This window comes from Actinoallomurus acanthiterrae (assembly GCF_054775715.1).
Genome location: NZ_BAAHCO010000001.1, coordinates 6,298,841 through 6,318,829, shown reverse-complemented (window position 1 = coordinate 6,318,829; position 19,989 = coordinate 6,298,841). Strand labels below are relative to the sequence as shown.

The 19,989-nt window shown below is 70.3% G+C and carries 16 protein-coding genes; 4 read left to right on the top strand and 12 right to left on the bottom strand.

Annotated elements, in window-relative coordinates; genetic code table 11:
• The first annotated feature begins 224 nt into the window (after positions 1-224).
• Entirely contained in the window at positions 225-1,232 is a 1,008-nt protein-coding gene (locus ACYVF7_RS29980) for a DUF1259 domain-containing protein (protein ID WP_460347339.1), read from the top strand.
• On the opposite strand, the gene ACYVF7_RS29975 is transcribed toward ACYVF7_RS29980, so the two are convergent.
• Complete coding sequence (locus tag ACYVF7_RS29975) at positions 1,198-2,754, bottom strand: Mur ligase family protein (protein ID WP_460347337.1); 1,557 nt, start codon at positions 2,752-2,754, stop codon at positions 1,198-1,200. The two genes, ACYVF7_RS29980 and ACYVF7_RS29975, sit on opposite strands and share 35 nt — an antisense overlap.
• A gap of 796 nt (positions 2,755-3,550) precedes the next feature.
• Between ACYVF7_RS29975 and ACYVF7_RS29970 the strand changes: the two genes are divergently transcribed.
• Entirely contained in the window at positions 3,551-4,162 is a 612-nt protein-coding gene (locus ACYVF7_RS29970; RefSeq protein WP_460347335.1) for a polysaccharide deacetylase family protein, read from the top strand.
• Between the two features lie 50 nt (positions 4,163-4,212).
• Here ACYVF7_RS29970 and ACYVF7_RS29965 read toward each other — a convergent pair whose 3' ends face one another.
• The 11 genes from ACYVF7_RS29965 to ACYVF7_RS29915 form a co-directional block, all read right to left on the bottom strand.
• The gene (locus ACYVF7_RS29965) at positions 4,213-4,971 is read right to left on the bottom strand and encodes a maleate cis-trans isomerase family protein (protein WP_460347333.1); all 759 of its coding nucleotides are present in this window, start codon (positions 4,969-4,971) and stop codon (positions 4,213-4,215) included.
• 35 nt (positions 4,972-5,006) lie between these two features.
• On the bottom strand, positions 5,007-6,038 hold the full coding sequence (locus ACYVF7_RS29960; RefSeq protein WP_460347331.1) for a M29 family metallopeptidase: 1,032 nt from the start codon (positions 6,036-6,038) through the stop codon (positions 5,007-5,009).
• A gap of 114 nt (positions 6,039-6,152) precedes the next feature.
• On the bottom strand, positions 6,153-7,022 hold the full coding sequence (locus ACYVF7_RS29955) for an alpha/beta fold hydrolase (protein WP_460347329.1): 870 nt from the start codon (positions 7,020-7,022) through the stop codon (positions 6,153-6,155).
• Entirely contained in the window at positions 7,015-7,674 is a 660-nt protein-coding gene (locus ACYVF7_RS29950) for an isochorismatase family protein (RefSeq protein WP_460347327.1), read from the bottom strand. Before ACYVF7_RS29950 ends, ACYVF7_RS29955 begins: the two co-directional genes overlap by 8 nt.
• On the bottom strand, positions 7,667-8,371 hold the full coding sequence (locus tag ACYVF7_RS29945; RefSeq protein ID WP_460347325.1) for an SRPBCC family protein: 705 nt from the start codon (positions 8,369-8,371) through the stop codon (positions 7,667-7,669). Before ACYVF7_RS29945 ends, ACYVF7_RS29950 begins: the two co-directional genes overlap by 8 nt.
• Positions 8,368-8,868 carry a (2Fe-2S)-binding protein gene (locus ACYVF7_RS29940; protein ID WP_460347322.1) on the bottom strand — a complete coding sequence of 167 codons (501 nt, stop codon included), beginning with the start codon at positions 8,866-8,868 and terminating at the stop codon, positions 8,368-8,370. Before ACYVF7_RS29940 ends, ACYVF7_RS29945 begins: the two co-directional genes overlap by 4 nt.
• Positions 8,865-11,198, bottom strand: coding sequence for a xanthine dehydrogenase family protein molybdopterin-binding subunit (locus tag ACYVF7_RS29935; RefSeq protein WP_460347320.1), 2,334 nt, complete (start codon positions 11,196-11,198; stop codon positions 8,865-8,867). The genes ACYVF7_RS29940 and ACYVF7_RS29935 overlap by 4 nt, the downstream gene beginning before the upstream one ends.
• Entirely contained in the window at positions 11,195-12,025 is an 831-nt protein-coding gene (locus ACYVF7_RS29930; protein ID WP_460347318.1) for an FAD binding domain-containing protein, read from the bottom strand. Before ACYVF7_RS29930 ends, ACYVF7_RS29935 begins: the two co-directional genes overlap by 4 nt.
• Before the next feature lie 16 nt (positions 12,026-12,041).
• Positions 12,042-13,424: an MFS transporter gene (locus ACYVF7_RS29925; RefSeq protein WP_460347316.1), complete on the bottom strand. Its 1,383-nt coding sequence runs from the start codon at positions 13,422-13,424 to the stop codon at positions 12,042-12,044.
• Positions 13,425-13,555: 131 nt separating this feature from the next.
• A complete protein-coding gene (locus ACYVF7_RS29920; RefSeq protein WP_460347314.1) occupies positions 13,556-14,824 on the bottom strand; it encodes an FAD-dependent oxidoreductase in 1,269 nt (422 codons plus the stop codon).
• Positions 14,825-15,046: 222 nt separating this feature from the next.
• Positions 15,047-15,526 carry a MarR family winged helix-turn-helix transcriptional regulator gene (locus ACYVF7_RS29915; RefSeq protein WP_460347312.1) on the bottom strand — a complete coding sequence of 160 codons (480 nt, stop codon included), beginning with the start codon at positions 15,524-15,526 and terminating at the stop codon, positions 15,047-15,049.
• A 240-nt stretch (positions 15,527-15,766) separates the two neighbouring features.
• Between ACYVF7_RS29915 and ACYVF7_RS29910 the strand changes: the two genes are divergently transcribed.
• Entirely contained in the window at positions 15,767-17,305 is a 1,539-nt protein-coding gene (locus ACYVF7_RS29910; RefSeq protein WP_460347310.1) for a purine-cytosine permease family protein, read from the top strand.
• Positions 17,280-19,985: a hypothetical protein gene (locus ACYVF7_RS29905; protein ID WP_460347308.1), complete on the top strand. Its 2,706-nt coding sequence runs from the start codon at positions 17,280-17,282 to the stop codon at positions 19,983-19,985. Before ACYVF7_RS29910 ends, ACYVF7_RS29905 begins: the two co-directional genes overlap by 26 nt.
• Positions 19,986-19,989 lie beyond the last annotated feature (4 nt).

The window sequence follows — 19,989 nt, the reverse complement described above, 5'->3', positions numbered from 1 at the left end:
CCGTGCGGGGGATCAGCCGGCCGAAGAGATCTCAGCACGGTCCAATCGCTCGTCCGGGCGACGAGGCGGGAAGGACCAGTGGTTGCGCCACCCGAATGCGGGGAACGGCCCACGACGTCGGGATCCGATCCCTTCCCGCGTCGGGGGATGAGCGATGGGCGATCCGCGACCAGGGCGGGCGCGCCTCATCGCGAACGACTACTTGATGTCGCAGGAGGCCGGTGATGGCCTACTTCGCACTCTCGCGGCATCGCGCCGCGCGACTGGTGGCGAGCGCCGCCGCGCTGGCCGCCACCCTCGCCATGACCGCCGGTACGGCCCCGGCAAAGGGCGGCGGCATCGACTGGAACGCCGTGGGCCGGGCCATCGGCCGGCCCCTGGAGACCGAGGCCGGTGACGTGCACACCGCCGAGTGGCTGCGCACCGACCTGCACGTCGTCAACGCCGGCGTGACCGAGAACCCCGGCATGGAACTGAACGCCGAAGCCTCCTTCCACCAGACCGCCCCCGGCAGAACGGTCATGATCGGTGAGGTCACCCTCACCCGCGACGAGGTGCCCAAAGTCGCCGACGCCCTGCAACGGGGCGGCGTGCAGATCACCGCGCTGCACAAGCACATCCAGGCCGAGACGCCACGGTTGTGGTGGATGCACTACTGGGCCCTGGGCGACCCCGTTCAGATCGCCCGTGCCGTGCACACCGCGCTCGTTCAGACCGGAGTCCCCCTCAGCACGAAGGAAGAGGGGAAGGAGCCGCCCGTCGACCTGGACGTCGCCGCGATCGATCGCATCGTCGGCGCCAAGGGCGAGGACGTGAACGGCGTCCTGCAGTACCACATCCCGGTCGCCCAGAAGATCACCGATACCCGCGCCCACGTCACGCTGCCGTACCTGATGGAGGCATCCACCTTGCTGATGTTCCAGCCACTCGGCGGCGGGCGCAGCGGTCAACGGCGATTTCACCATGACCGCCGATCAGGTCAACCCGGTGATCAGAGCCCTGCGCGCCCACGGCATGACGATCATCGAGCTGCACAACCACATGCTGTACGAACAGCCCCGCCTGTTCTACCTGCATTTTTGGAAGACCGGAGACGCCACCGCCCTCGCCCGCGACCTGCGCGCCGGCCTCGACCAGGTCCACGCGCCCCGGCACTGAGGCCGAGTCCCTCGCGGCTCGCCGCCGAGGACCTGGCCGTCAGCCGCACCGGTTCCATGAGGCGTCGGTGCTGAGACGAGCGTTCACGGCCGCCAGCCGGGCGGTGGTCCGGCCCAGCTCATCGAGGGCGGCCTCCGCCTCGGCCTGTTCGTCCCAGGGCGCGGGGCCGTCGGCGAGCAGCATGGTGCGTTCGGGACCCTTGCCGGCCAGGACGACCACATCACCGGGCCGCGCCATCTCGATCGCCCGGCGGATCGCGGCCCGCCGGTCCAGGATGACCTCGTAGTCGACGCCGCGTCGCCGTGCCCCGACGCCCGATTCGATCCGCCGGACGAGGTCCACCGGGTCCTTGCCGGCGGGGTCGTCGGTCGTGAGGATGAAGAAGTCCGCGTACTCCGCCGCCGCGCCTCCCATCCCCGCCGGGTCATGGTCGGCGTGGCCGGTGGCGCCGAAGACGGCGATCAGCCGGCCGGAGGTGGTGGTGCGGAGTTCGCTCAGCACACTGCGCAGGCGCAGCGAGGAGTGCGCGAAGTCGAGATAGACGGTGAACGGCTGTCCGCGGTCGATGGGCTGGAGACGCCCGCGTACGCCGCCGAAAGCGGACAGGGCATCGGCGACGGCGTCGATCGGCGCCCCGAGGGCCAGGCCGGTCGCGGCCGCGCAGAGCGCGTTGCGGACGTTGAACAGGGCCGGCAGGTGCAGGTGGACCGGAGCCGACTTGCCGGCGCCGCGCAGGACGAACCGGGTGTGGTCCCGGCCGGGGGATACGTCGGTGGCCCGTACGTCGGCGGGATGGTCGATGGCGTACGTGAGGCATCTTTCGGTCCTGCAGCGCGCGCTGAGGAGTTCGAACGAGGGATCGTCGCGGTTGAGGACCGTGGTCTTCGGGACGACCTTGCCGGCGGACTCCGCGGTCAGGTCCATGAGCCGTGCCTTGGCGTTGAAGTAGTTCTTCGCGGTCCGGTGGTAGTCGAGGTGATCGTGGCCGATGTTGGTGTACGCGGCGACATCGAACTCGCAGGCGGCGACCCTGCCTTGTTCCAAGGCGTGCGAACTGGCCTCGATGACCGCCGCGCGCATGCGCTGCTCGACCATCTGTACCAGCCATTCCTGGTTGTCGGGGGCGGCCATCGTGGTCCGGCCGGACCTGTTCTCGTCGGCTTGGGTTCCGGTTCCATGGGCGACGGTGCTGAGGTATCCGGCGGGGATACCGGCGGCGGTGAGCACGTGGGCGGTCATATGCGTGGTCGTCGTCTTGCCCGCGGTGCCGGTGACGCCGACCATCAGCAGCCGGCGGGCGGGTCTTCCGCATTGGGCGGCGGACAACTCGGCCAGACCGGTGCGCGTGTCCGGGAGGATCAGCGCGGGTGCCCCCGTGGGGATCGGTACGGGCCGCTCGACGGCGACCGCGATGCCCTCCGCCATGAGGCGAGGCACGTGGTCGTGGCCGTCCGACCGCAAGCCGCGTACGGCGACGAACAGATCGCCCGCCCGCGCCTGCCGGGAGTCGTGGATGACGCGGAGCACGTCGTAGTCACCGCTCGAGGGGTGCAGTTCGGCGGCGGGCACGTCGGCCGCGAGATCACGTAGGCGCATGGGAGTCCACTTCTGGGTCGGGGGCGCTGGAACGGGTGGTCAGGTCGTGCGATGACGAGAGGACGTCGAATGCGCCGGTGATGGCGGGACGCCATATCAGCCGGTGGCGGGAAAACCGCCGAATGGGAGCCTCACTGAAATTCAATTCTGGTGCCTCTGTCGAACGTTCCCCTAGATACATTGCAGGCCGCCATCAATAGGGCGCTATCGCTTCACTGGGCGAGTGTTATTTCGCCGTGATCCGTACGGCGCCGAATGTAGCTGCTTTAAGGCTAATGCTCAGGAAACATTCAGTTAGCTGGCAATAACCTTGCGATATACCAGCTCGAGGCTATGACGGTATGACTATCGCCTCGTCACAGACCGTTATAGGCGATGGATCGCGTCTTGAGCCCCAGGGCCGTGTCGGCCCGGCGGGCTGCGAAGTGCGGTCGACTTTTCTCCGCGTTAACCGGATGGTCGGTATGTTCCGGCGCCAGCGTATGGAGGCTTTCGAGGAATCGTCGAAGACACCCGTGTCTTCAGGTGCGGGTGCCGAAGGGGACTAATGAGGCCGGGTGGCGGTCGGTGCGTGGTTTCTCCCGCTTTGGGAGCGTTGGCCGTAACCGTCGTCGCGCTGGCCGGCTGCTCCGGCGGGGGTGGACGGCCGTCGGCCGGGGCGACCCCGGGACGGGCTCCCGCTCGTAGCACCTCCGCCGCGGGTGCATGGGCCCGCTGGGGCCTGAGGGCGATGCGCCCGGCGCCGGCTCCGCCGAGCAGAAAGCCGATCAGGTTGACCGCGGCGGGGCCCGTCCCGGTGATCTACCGGATCCCGACCAGGCGCAAGGTCGTTTTCGTCACCGTCGACGACGGCCAGGTGAAGGACCCGAGGTTCATCCGCCTGATGGCCGACCTGAAGGTCCCGATCACCATGTTCCTGATGGACGACGCGATCAAGGACGACTACGCGTACTTCAAGCCGCTACAGGCGATGGGCGACGACATCCAGAATCACACGCTGCACCATCCGCTGATGAGCAGGTTGCCGCTTCCCCGGCAGCGACAGGAGGTCTGCGGCGACCAACAGGTGCTGACCAGGCACTACGGCGTCGCACCATTCCTGTTCCGGCCGCCGTACGGCGGCTTGAACGCCGCGACCAAGGTCGCCGTCGCCGGCTGCGGGCCACGGGCGATCGTGCTGTGGCGGGAGGCGATGGAGATCCACGACATGCAGTACCTGAACCGGGACAAGAGACTGAGCCCCGGGGACATCATCCTCGCGCACTTCCGCGGCCCGGCCCAGCTCAAAGGCGAGACGATGACCGCCATGTTCGTCGCACTGCTGAAGCACATCGAGGGCCAGGGCTTCACGGTCGCCCGTCTCGAGGACTACATCCAGCCGCCCTGGCACGGCGCAGCGGCACGCTGATCACCCTGAGCACCGGTAAGGGCCGGGACGGTGCCCGGCCCTTACCGGTGTCAGAGGGCGTACTTGCCGTTCAGGAGGCTGCCCGCGTTCGGGACGGTGGGGGACAGGCCCAACTGTTCCAGGATGCAGAAGGCCGTCGCCGTCGCCGCCGACAGGACCGGCAGGCCCGCTTCGTCCTCGACCGCCTGGATGGCGGACAGCGACGGCATCTGGACGCACGCCGACAGGACCAGCGCGTCCGCGCCGGCCAGGTCGAGCCGCCGCCAGTGCTCGCGCAGATCCCCTGGATCGAGGCGGCCGACCGCGAGGTTGTCCGAGACCTCCAGGCTCAGCGCGTCCACGACCTCCACCCCGGATTCCTCGAGGTACTCGACGACCTTTCCGGTCAGCGGCTTGAGGTACGGCGTGATGACGGCGATCCGCCGCGCCGAGAGAGCGCCGAGCGCGGCCAGCAGCGCGCCCGCACTGGACACGACCGGCGCCTCGGCACCCTCCTCGCGCAGCACCGCGCGGATCGAGTCCTCGGCCACGCAGTGGTAGCCCGGCCCCTGCGCCATGATGGCGACCAGACAGGCGGTCGTGACGACGTCGGGGCGCGCGTCGGCCAGTTCCAGAGCGGCCCGTTCGGCCTGCGCGTTCATCGCGATCAGCTCGTCGGGGGTGACCTGCCGCATCCGGGCCCGCGCACTGTGGAACACGAACCGGTCGCCCGGCTCGACGTCCTCCCGCGCGCGCAGCATGCGCGGTAGCTCGGTCTCCATCGTCAGATTGGAGCTGGGCACGATCAGGCCGATGTGGTGGTCGATCACGTCCGCGTCCCCTTTCCGGACGGACTCCGGGGCGGTCACCGCCGCCCCGCCGGGCGCATCTCGGGGACGACCACGTCGCCGTCGCGCACGACGGGTTCGTCGTCGAGGAACAGACTGCAGCCGCGCATGGGGATGTCGAAGTGGCACGGCGTGTCGTTCGGGCCGCCCAGCTCGTTGTTGGGGCCGATGGAGAACATGACGTTCCCGTAGAAGGAGCGCAGCTCCATGCCCATGCCGCCGGGGAACTGCATCAGGCCGTGCCAGTGCGCCCGCTCGTCCAGGCCCCATCCCACGTGCGACATGCCGTACCCGCGCGGGTCGTCGAAGGACGTGATGTACGACGACAGCAGCTCGGCGTCCAGGCCGCCCCGGATGTCGGTGATGAATCCCTGCTCGATCGTGAGCGTGACCGGGCTCTGCACGTACGTGTTGAACGGCAGCAGCACGTCGCCCGGCGACAGCACGATGGTCCCGTCCACCCCGTCGTCGGCCCCGCCCGTGAACACGAACGCGGCCGGCCAGTGGTCCCAGCGCCCGGGCTGGTCGGTACAGCCGTACTCGCTCATCGTCGGGTAGACGCCGAGCCGGTAGGTGACGTCCGTGCCCGCCGGGCTGGTGATGCGCATCGAGCTCGCCTTGCCCAAGAGTTCGGCGCCCACCTCGACCCGCTCGCGCAGCTCCCGCGTCGGCATCAGGCGCGCCAGCAGCGGAGCCGGTTCGACGACGGTCAGGATCCGCGTCATCGCGTCCTGGATGGCGAACTGCTCCTTGCTGAAGAGCAGGAATTTCAGGTCCACCAACATGTCCGCCTGCTTGAACGCCTCCACCACCTGCGGATTAGCGCCGAGTGCGGTCTGCCCGACCGCCCACGCGCCCGACGCGCTCGACTCCTCCGGCAGCCGCACGTGGTAGGCGGTCGCCCCCAGCCGCTGGGCGGCGAACAGGAAGGCGTCCGCGTAGTCCAGCCGCTCGGCTCCCTGAGAGAGCACGGCGATGGTCTCGCCCTCGTGTACGCCGCTCATCGTCAGCTGCCGTACGCAGATGTCGTTCAACAGATTCTGATCCATCGCACCTCCCGCGATGAGGCCCCAGTTAATCCGAACACGGACTATCCGGTCCGGAGGAAGCCCAGCTTCCTGGGGCGGATTGATTCGGACGGTCGGGCGTGAGCCCTCCGGCTTTCAGTTCTCGTCGGTCCGCGGCCGGTCGCCGGGTACCCACCGCGAGAGCGCCTCGCGGAGGGCGGCCAGGGCGGCGCCGGGGTTGTCCCAGAAGACCATGTGGCCGGCGTCGGGGATCTCGACCAGGCGCGCGGCGGGGTTGGCGCGGGCGGCCTCCGCCGCGCCGGCCCGCGTGACGACGGGGCTCTGCGCGCCGTACAGCAGCACGGCCGGCGCCGGTACGGCGGGCCAGGTGTCGAAGAAGTCCTCGGTCTCGAAGCCCCGATGCGTCGCGGCGATCGCCTCCGCGCCGCAGCTCGCGAGCCAGCGGGCCCGCAACTCCTGCTCACGGCGCGGCCATCGCGGCCACGACAGCGCCACCTCGTCGGCGTCGGTGCCGCGCCTCGCCTGGTCGAGCTGGGACCGGAAGGCGGCCAGCGTGGTCGGGTACGGGCCGCGCGCCGGGCCGCTCATCGGCGGGTCCACCAGCACGGTCCCGCGCAGCGGCACCGCCGATCGGGCGGCGGTGACGGCCACGATCCGGGCGCCCATCGAGTGCCCGAGCAGCAGCGGCCGGCGCAGGTCCAGCCCCTGGACCACCGCCTCGACGTCGGCCGCGTAATCCTCGAGCGTGTACGAGGCGCCGTCGTCGGACAGCCCGCGGCCGCGCACATCGAGGACGATCGGCCGGACCAGGTCGGTGAGCTCACGGGCGACGAAGTCCATGCTGATGGCCGGGCTGGTGATGCCGGGCAGGACGACCAGGGGCACGCCCTCGCCGCCGTAGTCGAGGGCGTGCAGCCGCACGGAGCCCGACCGGACCCAGCGGCTGAGCGCGGGGACGTCGGCCAGGTCGGCGAGGGCGGACTGGGGGAGGACGCGGTCAGACATGCTGAGGGCACCTGCCGAGATGGTCGAGGGCGTCGGCGAGCGAGATGACGTCGCCGTACTTGGCCTGGATGTCGAAGAGTGCGGCGTCGTGCGGGCCCGCGGCCCGGTCGCCGCAGCACTCGCGCGGCACGAGGACCGGGAAGCCGGACTGCACCGCGTCGACGACCGTCGCGCGGACGCAGCCGCTGGTCGTCGCCCCGCAGACGACGACCGTGTCGCAGCCCGCGCCGGTGAGGATCGAGGCGAGCGAGGTGCCGAAGAACGCGGACGCGCCTTTCTTCACCACGAGCACGTCCTCGTCGCGGCGCGGCAGGCGCTCGTCGACCGCCACGGCCGCGCTGCCCTCCCGCAGCGCGCGCATCCCGGGTGCCTTGTCCAGCCAGCGCACGACCGTCCCGTCCGCCTCGGCCGGGGTGTAGGCGATGGTGGTGAAGACGACCGGTACGCCGGCGGCGCGCCCCGCCTCGATCAGCGCGGCCGTGGCCGCGACGACGTCGCCGAGGTCCGTGCCGGAGGGGTACGCCGGGTCCGTGAACCCGTTGGTGAGGTCCACGACGACGATCGCCGGTCGCTCGCCTCGTCGGACGGCGGCCCCGAACCCGGCGGTCGCGTAGACGTCGTCGGTGCGGCGCCCGTACATGCCGTCAGCCACGGCGAAGCTCCTTCAGCTGTTTGGCCTGCGACCGCACGGTGGCGATCAGCCAGCCCTGCAATGCCCCGAACGCGAACGCGGCGACCACCGGCGCGTACTTGGCCGCCGACGGCGGCACCAGCATCGCCAGCCCGTCGAGCTCCGCGGCGGCCACCCGCTCCGCCGACCCCGGCCGGTGCGGCCCGGACCGTACGGCCGCTCCGGCCCCATCGGAGTGCCCGACGCCGGCGGCCGAGGCGGGCTCGGCGGCCTGGTCGGACTCGACGAGGACGGCCAGGTTCTGGGCGAACTGGGCGAGGAGGCGGTCGGACACCGTGACGATCGCGCCCTTGCCGAACTGGGCGAGCTTCCCCCGGATCAGCAGGTCGGTCGTCAGCCGCAGCACCGCGCCGCCGGGCGCCTCGTCCACCGAGAGGCGCACCTCGGCCTCAGCGTCGCCGGACCCGCGCGTGTCGGCGCCCCGCCCCTGGAGGCGAAGGTGCCGGCGTTCCGGATCGGTCTCCAGGAACCGTACGGTCCCGGCGTACTCGGCGGTGATCGGCCCGACCTTGACCTTGATGCCGCCCTGGTAGGTGTCGCCGTCACGGCCGTGGATCGACGCGCCGGGCAGGCACGTGACGACGCGTTCCACGTCGTTGACCAGTGTGAAGACCTCGTCGGGCGAGGCGTTCACCGTGATCTCGTTGTCCAGGATCATTGCCTTCCCTCTCCGCGCCGTTCGCGCGCGCAGCCGTCGATCGCCTCGACGATGGTCTGGTAGCCGGTACACCGGCACAGGTTGGCCGAGACGACCTCGCGGATCTCCTCTTTGGTCGCCTGCGGCCGCTCGGCCAGGAATCCTTCGGCCAGCATGAGGAAACCGGGCGTGCAGAAGCCGCACTGCAGCCCGTGGTGCGCGGAGAACGCGCGCTGCAGATCGCTCAACTCGCCGTCGCCGTCGCCGTCCGACAGTGACTCCACCGTGCGGATGTCGGCGCCCTCGGCCTGCACGGCGAACATCAGGCAGGAACGTGCCGGGGCACCGTCGACCAGCACCGTGCAGGCGCCGCAGACCCCGTGCTCGCAGCCGACGTGGGTGCCGGTCAGCCCGAGGCCGTGGCGAAGCACGTCGACGAGCGTGTGGCGGGCCTCGACCAGGACGTCGTCGTACGCCGTGCCGTTGACGGTGAGACTGATCAAGATCTTGTCGGTCATAGGGTCACTCCAAGGCGCTGCAGCGCGCGCTGCACGGTCTCCGGCCGGATGGGCGTGTCGTCGAGTTCCACCCCGGTCCGGCGCAGCGCGTCGTTCACGGCGTTGAGCACGGCGGCCGGTGCGCCGATCGTGCCGCCCTCTCCCGCGCCCTTCGCGCCGCTCTCGGTGAACTCGCACGGTGTCTCCAGGTGATGGATCGCGACCTCCGGGATCTCCAGGGCGGAGGGCACCTTGTAGTCGATGAAGCTCGCGCACGACGGCTCGCCCTGCGCGTCGTAGGTCACCTGCTCGAACAGCGCCCCGGCGATGCCCTGCGCGATGCCGCCCCGACACTGGCCCTCCACGACCTGCGGGTGGATGGCGACCCCGCAGTCCTCCACGCACACGTACCGCAGGATCCGCACCTGCCCGGTGCCCGGGTCCAGTTCGACCACCACGCCGTGAGCGGCGTTGGAGAACGTGCCGTCGCCCTGCACGTCGAACGAGGCGCGGGCGGTCAGGCCCGGCTCGGCACCTTCGGGCAGCAGGTGCGCCTTCAGGTACGCGACGTCGGCGATGTCCTCGAACGACACGCTGCGGCCGTCGTGGGTCCGGACCGCGCCGCGGTGCAGTTCGACCTGGTCATGGGTGGTCTCCAGCAGGTGCGCGCCGAGGCGCAGCAGCCGGTCGGCAAGTGCCGTCGCGGCGCGGGCGACGGCGCTGCCGCCGATGGTCGCCGAGCGGCTCGCGAAGCTGCCGAAGCCGTAGGTGACGCGGTCGGTGTCGCCCTGATGGATCTTCACCCGGGCGAGGTCGAGGCCGAGCCGGTCGGCGACGATCTGGGCGAGGGTGGTCTCGTGGCTCTGGCCGTGGCTCATGGTCCCGGTCGTGACGGTCACGGCGGCGGTGAGGTCCATCCGGATCTCGGCCAGGTCGAAGCCCGGCACCACGGCCATCTTCCGCTTGGCGAACGCCGCCGAGCCGTAGCCGGTGCGCTCGTTGAAGCAGGAGTAGCCGATCCCGATCAAGCGGTCGGCGGATTCCCGGACCGAGTACCAGTCCTCGTCCCGAAGTGTCCGCTCGCACAGCTCGAGCGATTCCAGGTAGGAGCCCGGGTCGTAGGTGACGCCGTTGACGCCGGTGTAGGGGAACTCGGTGATGAGGTTGCGGCGCCGGATCTCGACGGGGTCCAGGCTCAGTTCGCGGGCGGCCCGCTCGAACAGCCGCTCCACGACCATCACGATCTGTGGCCTGCTGACGCCTCGGTACGGCGCGGTAGGCGCCTTGTTGGTGGTGACCGCACGGCCCCGGACGCGGTACGCCGGGACCCGGTAGACGCCGGGCAGTTCGGCGGAGGCCATCAGGGGCTCGATGCCGGCGGTGAACGGGTAGCAGGAGTAGGCGCCCATGTCGCACACGATGTCGGCGTCGATCCCGAGGATCCGGCCGTCGGCGTCGAACGCCGCCCGCAGGTCGTAGCGCTGTTCGCGGGCCAGGAACGAGGCGCTCAGCGCGTCCTTGCGGTCTTCGATCCACTTCACCGGCCGTCGCAGCCGCAGTGCCGCCGCCCCGACGGCGATCTCCTCCCGTCCGACCACGCACTTTATTCCGAAGCCGCCGCCCATGTCGGGGACCACGACCCGGACGTTCCGTTCGGCCAGTCCCAGGCATTCGGCCATGAGCGTGCGGACCAGGTGGGGCACCTGCGTGCAGGTCTGGACGAGCAGTTGCTCGTCCCGCGCGTCCCAGTTCGCGACGGCGCCCCGGGTCTCCATCGGCAGCGCGTTCTGCCGGCCGGTCTTCATCCGCACGTTCACGACGCAGGGCGCGGTGGCGAAGACCTCGTCGATGCCCTCCGTGGCGAACATCGACACGTCGACGAGCGTGTTCGCCGTGGCGGCGGCGTGGACGAGCGGTGCGCCCGGCGCGAGGGCCCGCTCGTCGGAGACCACCGGCGGCAGCACCTCATAGGTCACCTTGGCGGCCTCGACACCGTCCTCGACCGCGTAGGGATCCTCGGCGAGCACGATGGCGATCGGCTCCCCGACGAACCGGACCCGGTCCCGCGCCAGGACGGGCATCGCGGTCGGCACGAACTCGCTCGATGGCCGGTCGAGCATCGCGGTGATGTCGCCGAGCTCCAGGTCATCGGCGGTGAACGCCGCGACCACTCCCGGCACCGCGAGCGTCCCCGACAGGTCGACGCCCGTGACCGTTCCGTGCGCGACGGTGCTGCGGACGAACTGCGCGTGCAGCATGCGCGGCAGGTGAATGTCGTCCACGAACCGGCCGCGTCCGGTGAGCAGCCGGGGGTCCTCCCGGCGCGTGACCGATCTCCCGACCCAGCTCATCGCCACATCGCCTCCTCACAGGCCCGGGTGACCAGGGTCCGCGTGAGGACCCTGCGATAGTCGGCGTCGCCGTTGCCGTCGCTCGGCGGGTCGACGGCCGCCGCGGCGGCCTCCGCGCACTCGGCGAACACTTCGGGGTTCCGGCCGCCGGTCAGCACCGCCTCGGCCTCCGGGACCCGGACCGGAGCGGGCGCGACCCCGCCCAGCGCGACCCGCCCGTGGTCCAGGTCGACGGCGGCGGCGACGACGGCGAAGTCCCCGTGACGCTCGGCGAACTCGGTGAGCGCGGCCCGCCGAGCCGCCCTCGGGAAGACCACCTCCACGATGAGCTCGGCGGGCTCCAGCGTCGTCGTGTAGAAGCCGAGGAACAGGTCGCCGGCGGGGACGACCCGCCGCCCGCCCGGCCCCTGGACGACGATCTCGGCGTCCAGGAGCATCGCGAGCAGGCACCATTCGGCGGTGGCGTCGGCATGGGCGAGGCTGCCGCCGACCGTTCCCCGCGTACGGATCGGCAGGTGGCCGATCCACCGCATCGCGTCCCGGATCACCTGGAAGCCCGGCCCCAGCTCGGCGGTCTCCACCTCGTGATGGGTGGTCAGCGCCCCGATCCGCAGCGCGCCGTCGGCGTCGAGGCGGACGTACGCCAGGTCGCGCCGCAGCCGCCCGAGGTCGATGAGATGGGTGGGCCGGGCCAGCCGGAAGTTCATCATCGCGACCAGGCTCTGGCCGCCCGCGATGACCTTGGCGTCCTCGCCCAGCTCCGCGAGCAGCCGCACGGTGCCGGCGACGTCGCGAGCCCGGTGGTAGGTGAACGATGCGGGTTTCATGGTCCCTTCTTCGAGGTCAGGCGGATCCGGCGACGGGGGCCGGCGCGGGGACGGTGGAGGCGTCGGCGTCCAGGTTCCGGCCCTTGGTCTCCGGTCCGGCGACCGCCATCCAGACCACGGCGACCAGCACGAACCCGGCCGCCACGGTGAACGTCATCGTCAGTCCCAGCTGCGGCCACAGGACGGTCCCGAAGATGAACGGGATGAAGCCCGAGGCGATCCGGCTCATGCTGGAGGCCCAGCCGAATCCGCTGGCCCGCAGCGCGGTCGGGTACAGCTCGGCCACGTAGGCGTACAGCGCCGGGATCGTGAACTGGATGACGAACCCGAAGACCGCGATCCACAGCAGCGCCGCGGAGTGGACCTTCAACGTCGACGCGAACACCACCAAGACGACGGACGCGAGCGGCGCGCTGATCCCGATGACCCACTTGCGCCCGACCACCTCGACGAGCACCGCGGACAGGATCACGCCGACGGCCCCCACCGCGGTCATCGTCGTCGTGCCCGAGAACGCCACGTACGAGCCGTAGCCCTGGCTCTTCAGAATGGTGGGCAGCCACGTCAGCGACACGTAGTACACCAGCATGATCGAGACGAACAGCAGCCAGGCCACCGAGGTGATGCGCGGGCTGTACCGCCAGATCCGGGCGAGTTGGCCGAATGCCGCCTGCACGCCACGCGGCGCGCGCGGCCCCGGGGCGACGATGGCGTACGGCCTGCTCTCCGCTCCGGTGCGTGCGACCAGGTCGTCGATGACGGCGCGGGCCGCCGTCTCCCGGCCGGCCCCGGCGAGGTAGAGCGGCGACTCCGGCACGCCGCGCCGGATCCAGAACAGCAGCAGCGCGGGGAGGATCATGACGGTGAGCATCCACCGCCAGTTCCCGTGGACGGGCAGCAGCGCGGTGGCCACCAGCCCGCAGAGGGTTCCGCCGATCGGCCACCACACGTCCATCGCGGTGAGCACCCGGCCGCGCTGCCGGCTCGGCGTGAACTCGCCGACGAGCGCGTAGTCGACCGGGATGCAGCCGCCGAGGCCGACGCCCGCGAGGAAACGGGCCGCCAGGAAGAAGTCGTACGTCGGAGACAGCGCGGCGAGGACGGAGAACAGGGCGAACACCAGCAGCGTGAGGCTGAAGGCGTTCTTCCGGCCCACCCGGTCGGCGATGGTGCCCCAGACGACCGCGCCGACCGCCATGCCGATCAGGTTGGCGGTGGCGACGAGGCCCTTCTCGGCGACCGTGAGGTCGAAGTGTTCGCCCAGTAGGGGAGTGAGGTAGCCGTTGAGCGTGACGTCCCAGGCGTCGAACATGTAGCCGAGGCCGCCGATGATGAAGATCTTTCCTTGTACCCGCCACCTCCAGGGCAGGCCCTGGACGATCTCGCTTCCTGTCTCCATGTAGACTCCAGCTGTTTCGGAGAGAGGCGGAGCGCGCTGGTACGCGCTTCCCTGACCGACGCCGCCCGCCGCGCCAACGGCGGTGGCGTCACGATCCTTCGGGGCCGCGGTGCCTCGCGAGCCCCGGAGGATCAGCCGTGGAACTGATACGCGAACCGCTCCTCGTCAGGATCGTTCAGGGGCGTACCACTCCACAGCCACTCGTAGGAGACGTTGGACTCGCCATCGAAATTCTTGAGTCTCTCGTCACGTCGCCTTTGCTCGGGCCCGTCCGGTAGGTGATAGAACGCCATGTTCTCCCAGGCGGCGTCCTGCACCATCCCCGCGTGCTTCGCCCGCCGCGCGACATAGCGCACGAGGGCGTGCCCGACCCCCTCGACCGGGACGGAGCCGAGCTCCTCCGCGAGCACCGCCGCGTCCTCCATCGCCTGCGAGGCGCCCTGCGCCTGGTAGGGCAGCATCGCGTGGCAGGCGTCGCCGAGCAGCGCGACGTGGCCGTCCACCCAGACGGGGTCCCGGCGCCGGTGGTACATCGCCCACGCGGAGATGTCGCCCTCCGCCTTGGAGAGCATCGCGGCGACCCGGTCGTCCCAGCCGGGGAAGGCGTCCACGAGCTCCTCGACGGTCGCCGACGCGGTCCACTGGTCGCGCGCCTCCGGGGAGCAGGGCACGATCGCCACGACGTTGAGGTACTCCCCGCCACGGATCATGTAGTGGACGAGGTGCCGGTCCGGGCCGTACCAGATCGTGCTCTGGAAGCGGTCCACCAGCCAGCGCGTCGCGGGATCCGCGGCGATCTTGTCGCCCGGAATGAGCGCCCGGTAGGCCATCTCGCCGGAGAACACGAGCGTGTCCGCGAAGCCCAGCAGGTCGCGCACGTTCGACCTGATGCCGTCGGCGCCGATCAGCACGTCCGCCCGATGTGCGTCCCCGGACTGTGTGACCGCGACCGGCCGGGCCGGATCGCTCTGGTCGATCTCCACGACCTTGCTGCTGGTCCGCACCTCGACCACCGGCCCGGCACCCTCCGCGTCCAGGCACGCGTCGAGCAGCACCTTGTGCAGGTCGGCGCGGTGGTAATGCCAGTAAGGGGCGTTGTACTCGCGCTTGCAGAAGTCCCCGAGGCTGGTCAGCCCGATGACGCTGCCGTCCTGCCAGCGGCGGCGTACCTGGTCGAGGGGCTCGGTGCGGATCGCCTCGAGCCGGTCGCGTAGTCCGAGACCCAGCAGAACGCGGCTGGCGTTCGGCGCGGTCTGGATGCCGGCGCCCACCTCGCCGAGTTCGGGGGCCTGCTCGAGGACGGTGACGCGGAGCCCGCGCTGGCGCAGGGCCAACGCGGCCGTCAGTCCTCCGAGGCCGCCTCCCACGATCGTGACGTCATATGACTGGCTAGCGGGCACTGTTCCTCCTCCACACCCGTGTTCCGTGGCGCGCGTCCGCCGTTCACCACACGATGGGAATGCAACGCGAATCGCCACAATCCGGGCAGTTCGACGGCGACCAGCGGTTCGTATGACGGAAGCGCGAGCTGGTGTTCGCAGGAACTAATCCGAACACGGACTATCTCGGAAAGCAAGGGCTGAGGTGGATGTTTCGCGACGGAGCCTCGGAGCGAACCTTCGTCAGCGGTCGTCGAGCAGGCTCTCCCAGTGGCCGGCCAGCCTCGTGAGCTCCCGCATGATCCGATCGCGCTCGGCGCCCTCGTAGCCGCGCAGCAGTTCCTCATCCAGTGTGCGGGCCAGCCGGTTCACCTCGGCCAGGCGCCGCCGGCCCTCGTCGGTCATGTAGAGCAGCTTGCGCCGGCCGTCGTGCAGGGCGGTCTGCCGGATGATCAGCCCGGCGGCCTCCATCCGGCGGACGACATCGGTCATCGTGGACCGGTCCAGCGCGACCGACGATGCCAGCGACCCCTGATCCATCCCCGGATGGCTGTCGACCACGGTCAGCACCGCGAACTGCGGACCGGTCAGCACCGGATCCACGACCCGCGTCCAGAGCGCGACGTACGACTGGTAGATCCGGCGGGCCAGGTATCCGGGGGCGGCCATCAACGCGGGAGGTGTCGTGACCGCCTCCCGCGCCCGCTCGGCATCGGCTGTCATGCCTCTACCTTGCCACGGCCTCCGCGGTGCGCGAGGTCCCGGGTGATCCCAAAAGCCGTCGGCCCGAGCCCTTGCTTTTGCAGATAGTCCGTGTTCGGATTACTTTCCACACCTGGAGCCCGAGCTTCCGACGGTGCGGGAGGCGGGCTGCTGTCGGAATGCCCGGCGTTCGCCGGAGCGACCCCCGTTCCTGTTGTGGTGGCGGTATCGCGACGCATGTTGTGCACGGAAGGACCGGCGATGAGCACAGAAGAAGTCACGGATCGGCCGAATACCGGCTCTGGCATTGAGAAGAACGGGATCAACCCGGTGTCCGACGCCGAACGGCGAGGCACGCCCAGGGGACTGTTCGGAATCTGGTTCTCGTGGAACGTCTCGATCCTGGGCGTCAGCTACGGGATCTACGTGTTCTCCCTCGGGCTGAGTGTGTGGCAGGCGATCGTCGCCGGCATCGTCGGCTACGCGGCGTCCTCATTCCTGGTCGGGGTGCTCGCCGTCGGCGGGCCGCGGACCGGACTGCCCACACTCACCCAGACCCGCTTCGCGTTCGGTATCCACGGCAACAAATTCCCGAGCTTCTTCGCCTATCTGTCGAACGTGGGCTGGAAGGTCACGATCATCACACTGGCGTCCACTACCGGCGCCGAACTCTTCGCCCGGCTCTGGCCGTCGGTCTTCGCCTCCTCGAACGGCAAGGCGACCGTGACGGCCATCGTGCTGTGGTTCGTGGTCGTCCTCGCCCTCACCATGACCGCGGCGGTGTTCGGCCACGAGCTGATCACCCGGATCGAGAACTGGATCGCCTGGCTGACGGGCGTGATGACGATCGCCTTCATCGTGATCATCATTCCGCACGTGCACTGGAGCAGGCTTGGCAGCACCCCCGACGGCTCGGCGTGGGCGTTCCTCGGCGGCATCGTGATGGCGATGACGATGGTGGGCATCGGATTCCTCAACTACGGCGGCGACTTCGCCCGATACCTGCCGCGGCGGACCAGAGCGCGGGGCGTCATCGGCTGGACGGCCGGCGGCATCACGCTGCCGGTCGCCGTGCTGCTGATCCTCGGCGTACTGCTCGCCGGCAGCGACCACGCGCTCGGCGAAGCGGCCGCGGCCGACCCGATCGCGGCGCTCACCGCGCTGCTGCCGTTGTGGTTCTTCATCCCGTTCTCGGTCGTCATCGTCATCTCGCTGATCGCGGCGGCCATCACCGGCCTGTACTCCTCGGGCCTGGCGCTCCTCGCACTGGGCGTTCCGCTGTCGCGCGCCGCCACGACCGTGATCAACATGGTGGTCATCTCGGCGGGCGCGTTCTATCTGCTGTTCGTCTCCGACTCGTTCCTGGCCACCTTCCAGGCGTTCCTCGCGCTCATCGCCGTGGTGATGGGAACGATGGGCGGAATCCAGCTGCTCGACTTCATCCGGCAGCGCCGGCTCGACTGGAACGTCGGCATGGCACAGGCGGCCGGGTACGGCGGACGGTCGGGCCGGTGGACCGCGCTCGTCTCGCTCGCGGCCGCGACCGTGGTCGGTCTCGGCACGGTCACCTCGAGCGACCCGAACATCGGACGGGTCGTCGGTTTCCTGCTCTCCAAGAGCCAGGAGAAGGGCGTCATCGGCCAGACCAACATGGGTGTGCTCATCGCGATGGCGATCGGCATCGTGCTTTACGGGCTGCTGACCTTCGTGTTCAAGTTCGACGTCCCGCCGAACTTCAGCAAGGCGCCCCAGCTCCAGGAAGGCGGCCTCCGAGATGGCGAGCAGCCCCGCGTGGCGTGAGCCCGATCCATGGCACGCCCCCGCGACGTACTGGTTCTGGCACCGGCTTCCCACTCCCACCGAGATCCGGGAACAGGTCGCGCAGATGGCGCGGGCGGGCTTTCGCTCCTTCCAGATCCAGGCCCGCATGTCCTTCCCGCGGAAGGAGTACCTGAGCGACGACTACCTCGCGGCCTGCCGGCTCGCGGCCGACGAAGCGGCCGGGCACCGCATGATCATTGGCGTCTACGACGAGTACAACTGGCTCTCCGGCCACGCCGGCGGCCGTACCGTCGAAGGCCATGACGAGCTGCGCGAACGCCACCTCTTCTGGTCGACGGCGCAGGTCACGGACGCGGGAACGGACGTCGAGTGCACGGTGGACGACATCCACCCCACTGACGTCGAGTACCTCCTGGACCCGGGGATGCACTGGGTCTTCGAGAACGGCGAAGTGCGGTGGGACGAGTGGGAGGTCGTCGCGGCCCTGGCACACCCGGCCGGTGAGGTGACCGACGAGTCGCAGATCCACGATCTCACCGAAACGGCCAGGATCGGCTCGGCCGGCGCTGACGGCTGCACCGTCGTCGTTCCCCGCGGTGCGCTCCCCACCGGATCGACCGCGGTGACCGTCTTCGTCGCGGCGCGCTGCGCGACGAGCCGGATGATCGACTACCTGCTTCCCGAGGCGGCGGAGCGTTACACGGACGTCGGCTACGCCCCGTACGCCGAGGCGTTCGGTCCGCACTGGGGCAGCACGGTCAAGTACGCGTTCTTCGACCAACCGCACGCGTGCTTCTTCCGCTGGCGTCAGCATCACGGGCACGTCGGCTCGTCGCTGATGTACGCGCCGGAGGTCGTCCGCCGATACGAGGCCGAGCACGACGCTCCCTTCCGGCGTTCGCTCCTGGCGCTCGTGCGCGGCATCGGCCCGATGACGCCCGCACGCCGCTGCGACTTCTTCGAGACCTACTCCACGCTGGGCATCGACAGCTTCTTCGGCACACTCGCCCGCTGGTGCCGGCGGCACGGCATCGCGTTGTCGGGACACGAGGTCCTCGGCCATGTCTCCTCATGGGACCCGACGGGGACGATCATCACCGACGACCCCCGGACGAACTTCGGGACCGACTACTTCGGGCTCGACCGGTGGCGGGATCACACCGCCGTCGACGCACGGAACACGGATCCGCAGCTCAGCGCGAAGTTCGGCGACTCGGTCGCGCGGGCGAACGGCCGCAGCGGATGCCTGGTCGAGCAGTACTTCGGCAGTACGGCGACCGGGTCGCACTTCGCGGCCGGACAGTGGGAGCTCACCCTGCGGGACCTGCGCGCGCAGACGATCCGCCACCACCTGCTCGGCGCCCGCCAACTGCTGACGCACGCGTTCTGGCAGACCGACGGGGACGACCGCGAGGAGATGTTCACGAACCCGCGCTTCGACTTCGCGCCGGGGGTGAACTTCGAGCCCTGGTTCCCCTATCACCGCGCGTTCGCCGAAGAGTCCGGCCGCCTGTCGGTGTTCCTCGACGGCATGGAGCCGCAATGCGAGGTCGCCGTCGTCTACCCGCTGCGCAGCAGCTGGGCCGGCGGTCCGGCGCACCCGTACGGTGCGCACACCGCCTTCTGGACCGAGCACCTCGCGCGGAAGGGCTACGGCTATCACCTGGTCGACGAGCGCGACGTGCGGGCCGCCGCGGTCGAGCACGGTCGCCTGGTCATCGGCGGACGCCGGTACCGAGGCGTGGTGCTGCCGGGGGTCGAGGTCGTACGGGACGGATCGACGGTCGACGTGCTCGCCCGGTTCCTCGACGCCGGTGGCACGCTCCTCGCGTCCGGACCGCTTCCCGGCGCCACGCAGACCGGCGGCGTGGACGCGACGCTGGCGGCGCGGATGGCCGGCCTGTGCGACGCGGCGACCATGTCCCACTGGCCGGAACCACCCTCCGCGCGGCAGGTCGAGGCGGTCCTGCGACCGCTGCGTGCCCGGCACGCCGTCGTTGAGGTGGAGGGCGCGGAGAACTCCGGCGAGACCGTGTGGCAGTACGCGGGCCGCGACTCCACGGGCACCCGGCTGGCTCTGTTCAACGACGCCGGCCATCCCAGAACGGTGACCGTCCGCCCCTCCTCGACCCCGGCCGAGGTGACCCGATGGCGGCCCGAATCGGGCGCGATCGAACCGCTGCGGACGACGACCGGCGTGTCGCTCACGCTCTCTCTCGCGCCCTGGGAACTGGTGTGCATGAGTCTCCGCGACGGGACCACGCCCGTCCCCGGCGACCTGGTGCTGGCGGAGGGCTGGACCCTGCGCGCCGCAGGACCGGAGATCCCGATCCGGGTGGACCGCGGCTGGGAGCTGCAGGGCCTCGCCGAGTTCTCCGGCATCGGCGAGTACCGGCTCGGCTTCGACATTCCCGGCGAGGATCTCGCCTGGCCCGACTGGGAACTGATCCTGCCCGTGGTCGACACGAGCGCCGAGATCGAACTCAACGGCACACCGCTCGGACGGTACGGCTGGGGCCCGATCAGCTGCGCGGTACCCCCTGGTCTGCTTCGCGGCCAGGGCAACGACCTGCGGGTGCGCGTCGCCTCGACGGCCGCGAACCGGTACTACGCCGGAACGTCGCAGCGCGCCACACCAGCCCCCAGCGGTCTCGGCGCCGCCCCACTGCTGCGCCCCAGCCTGGAAGACACGAGCTGAAGCA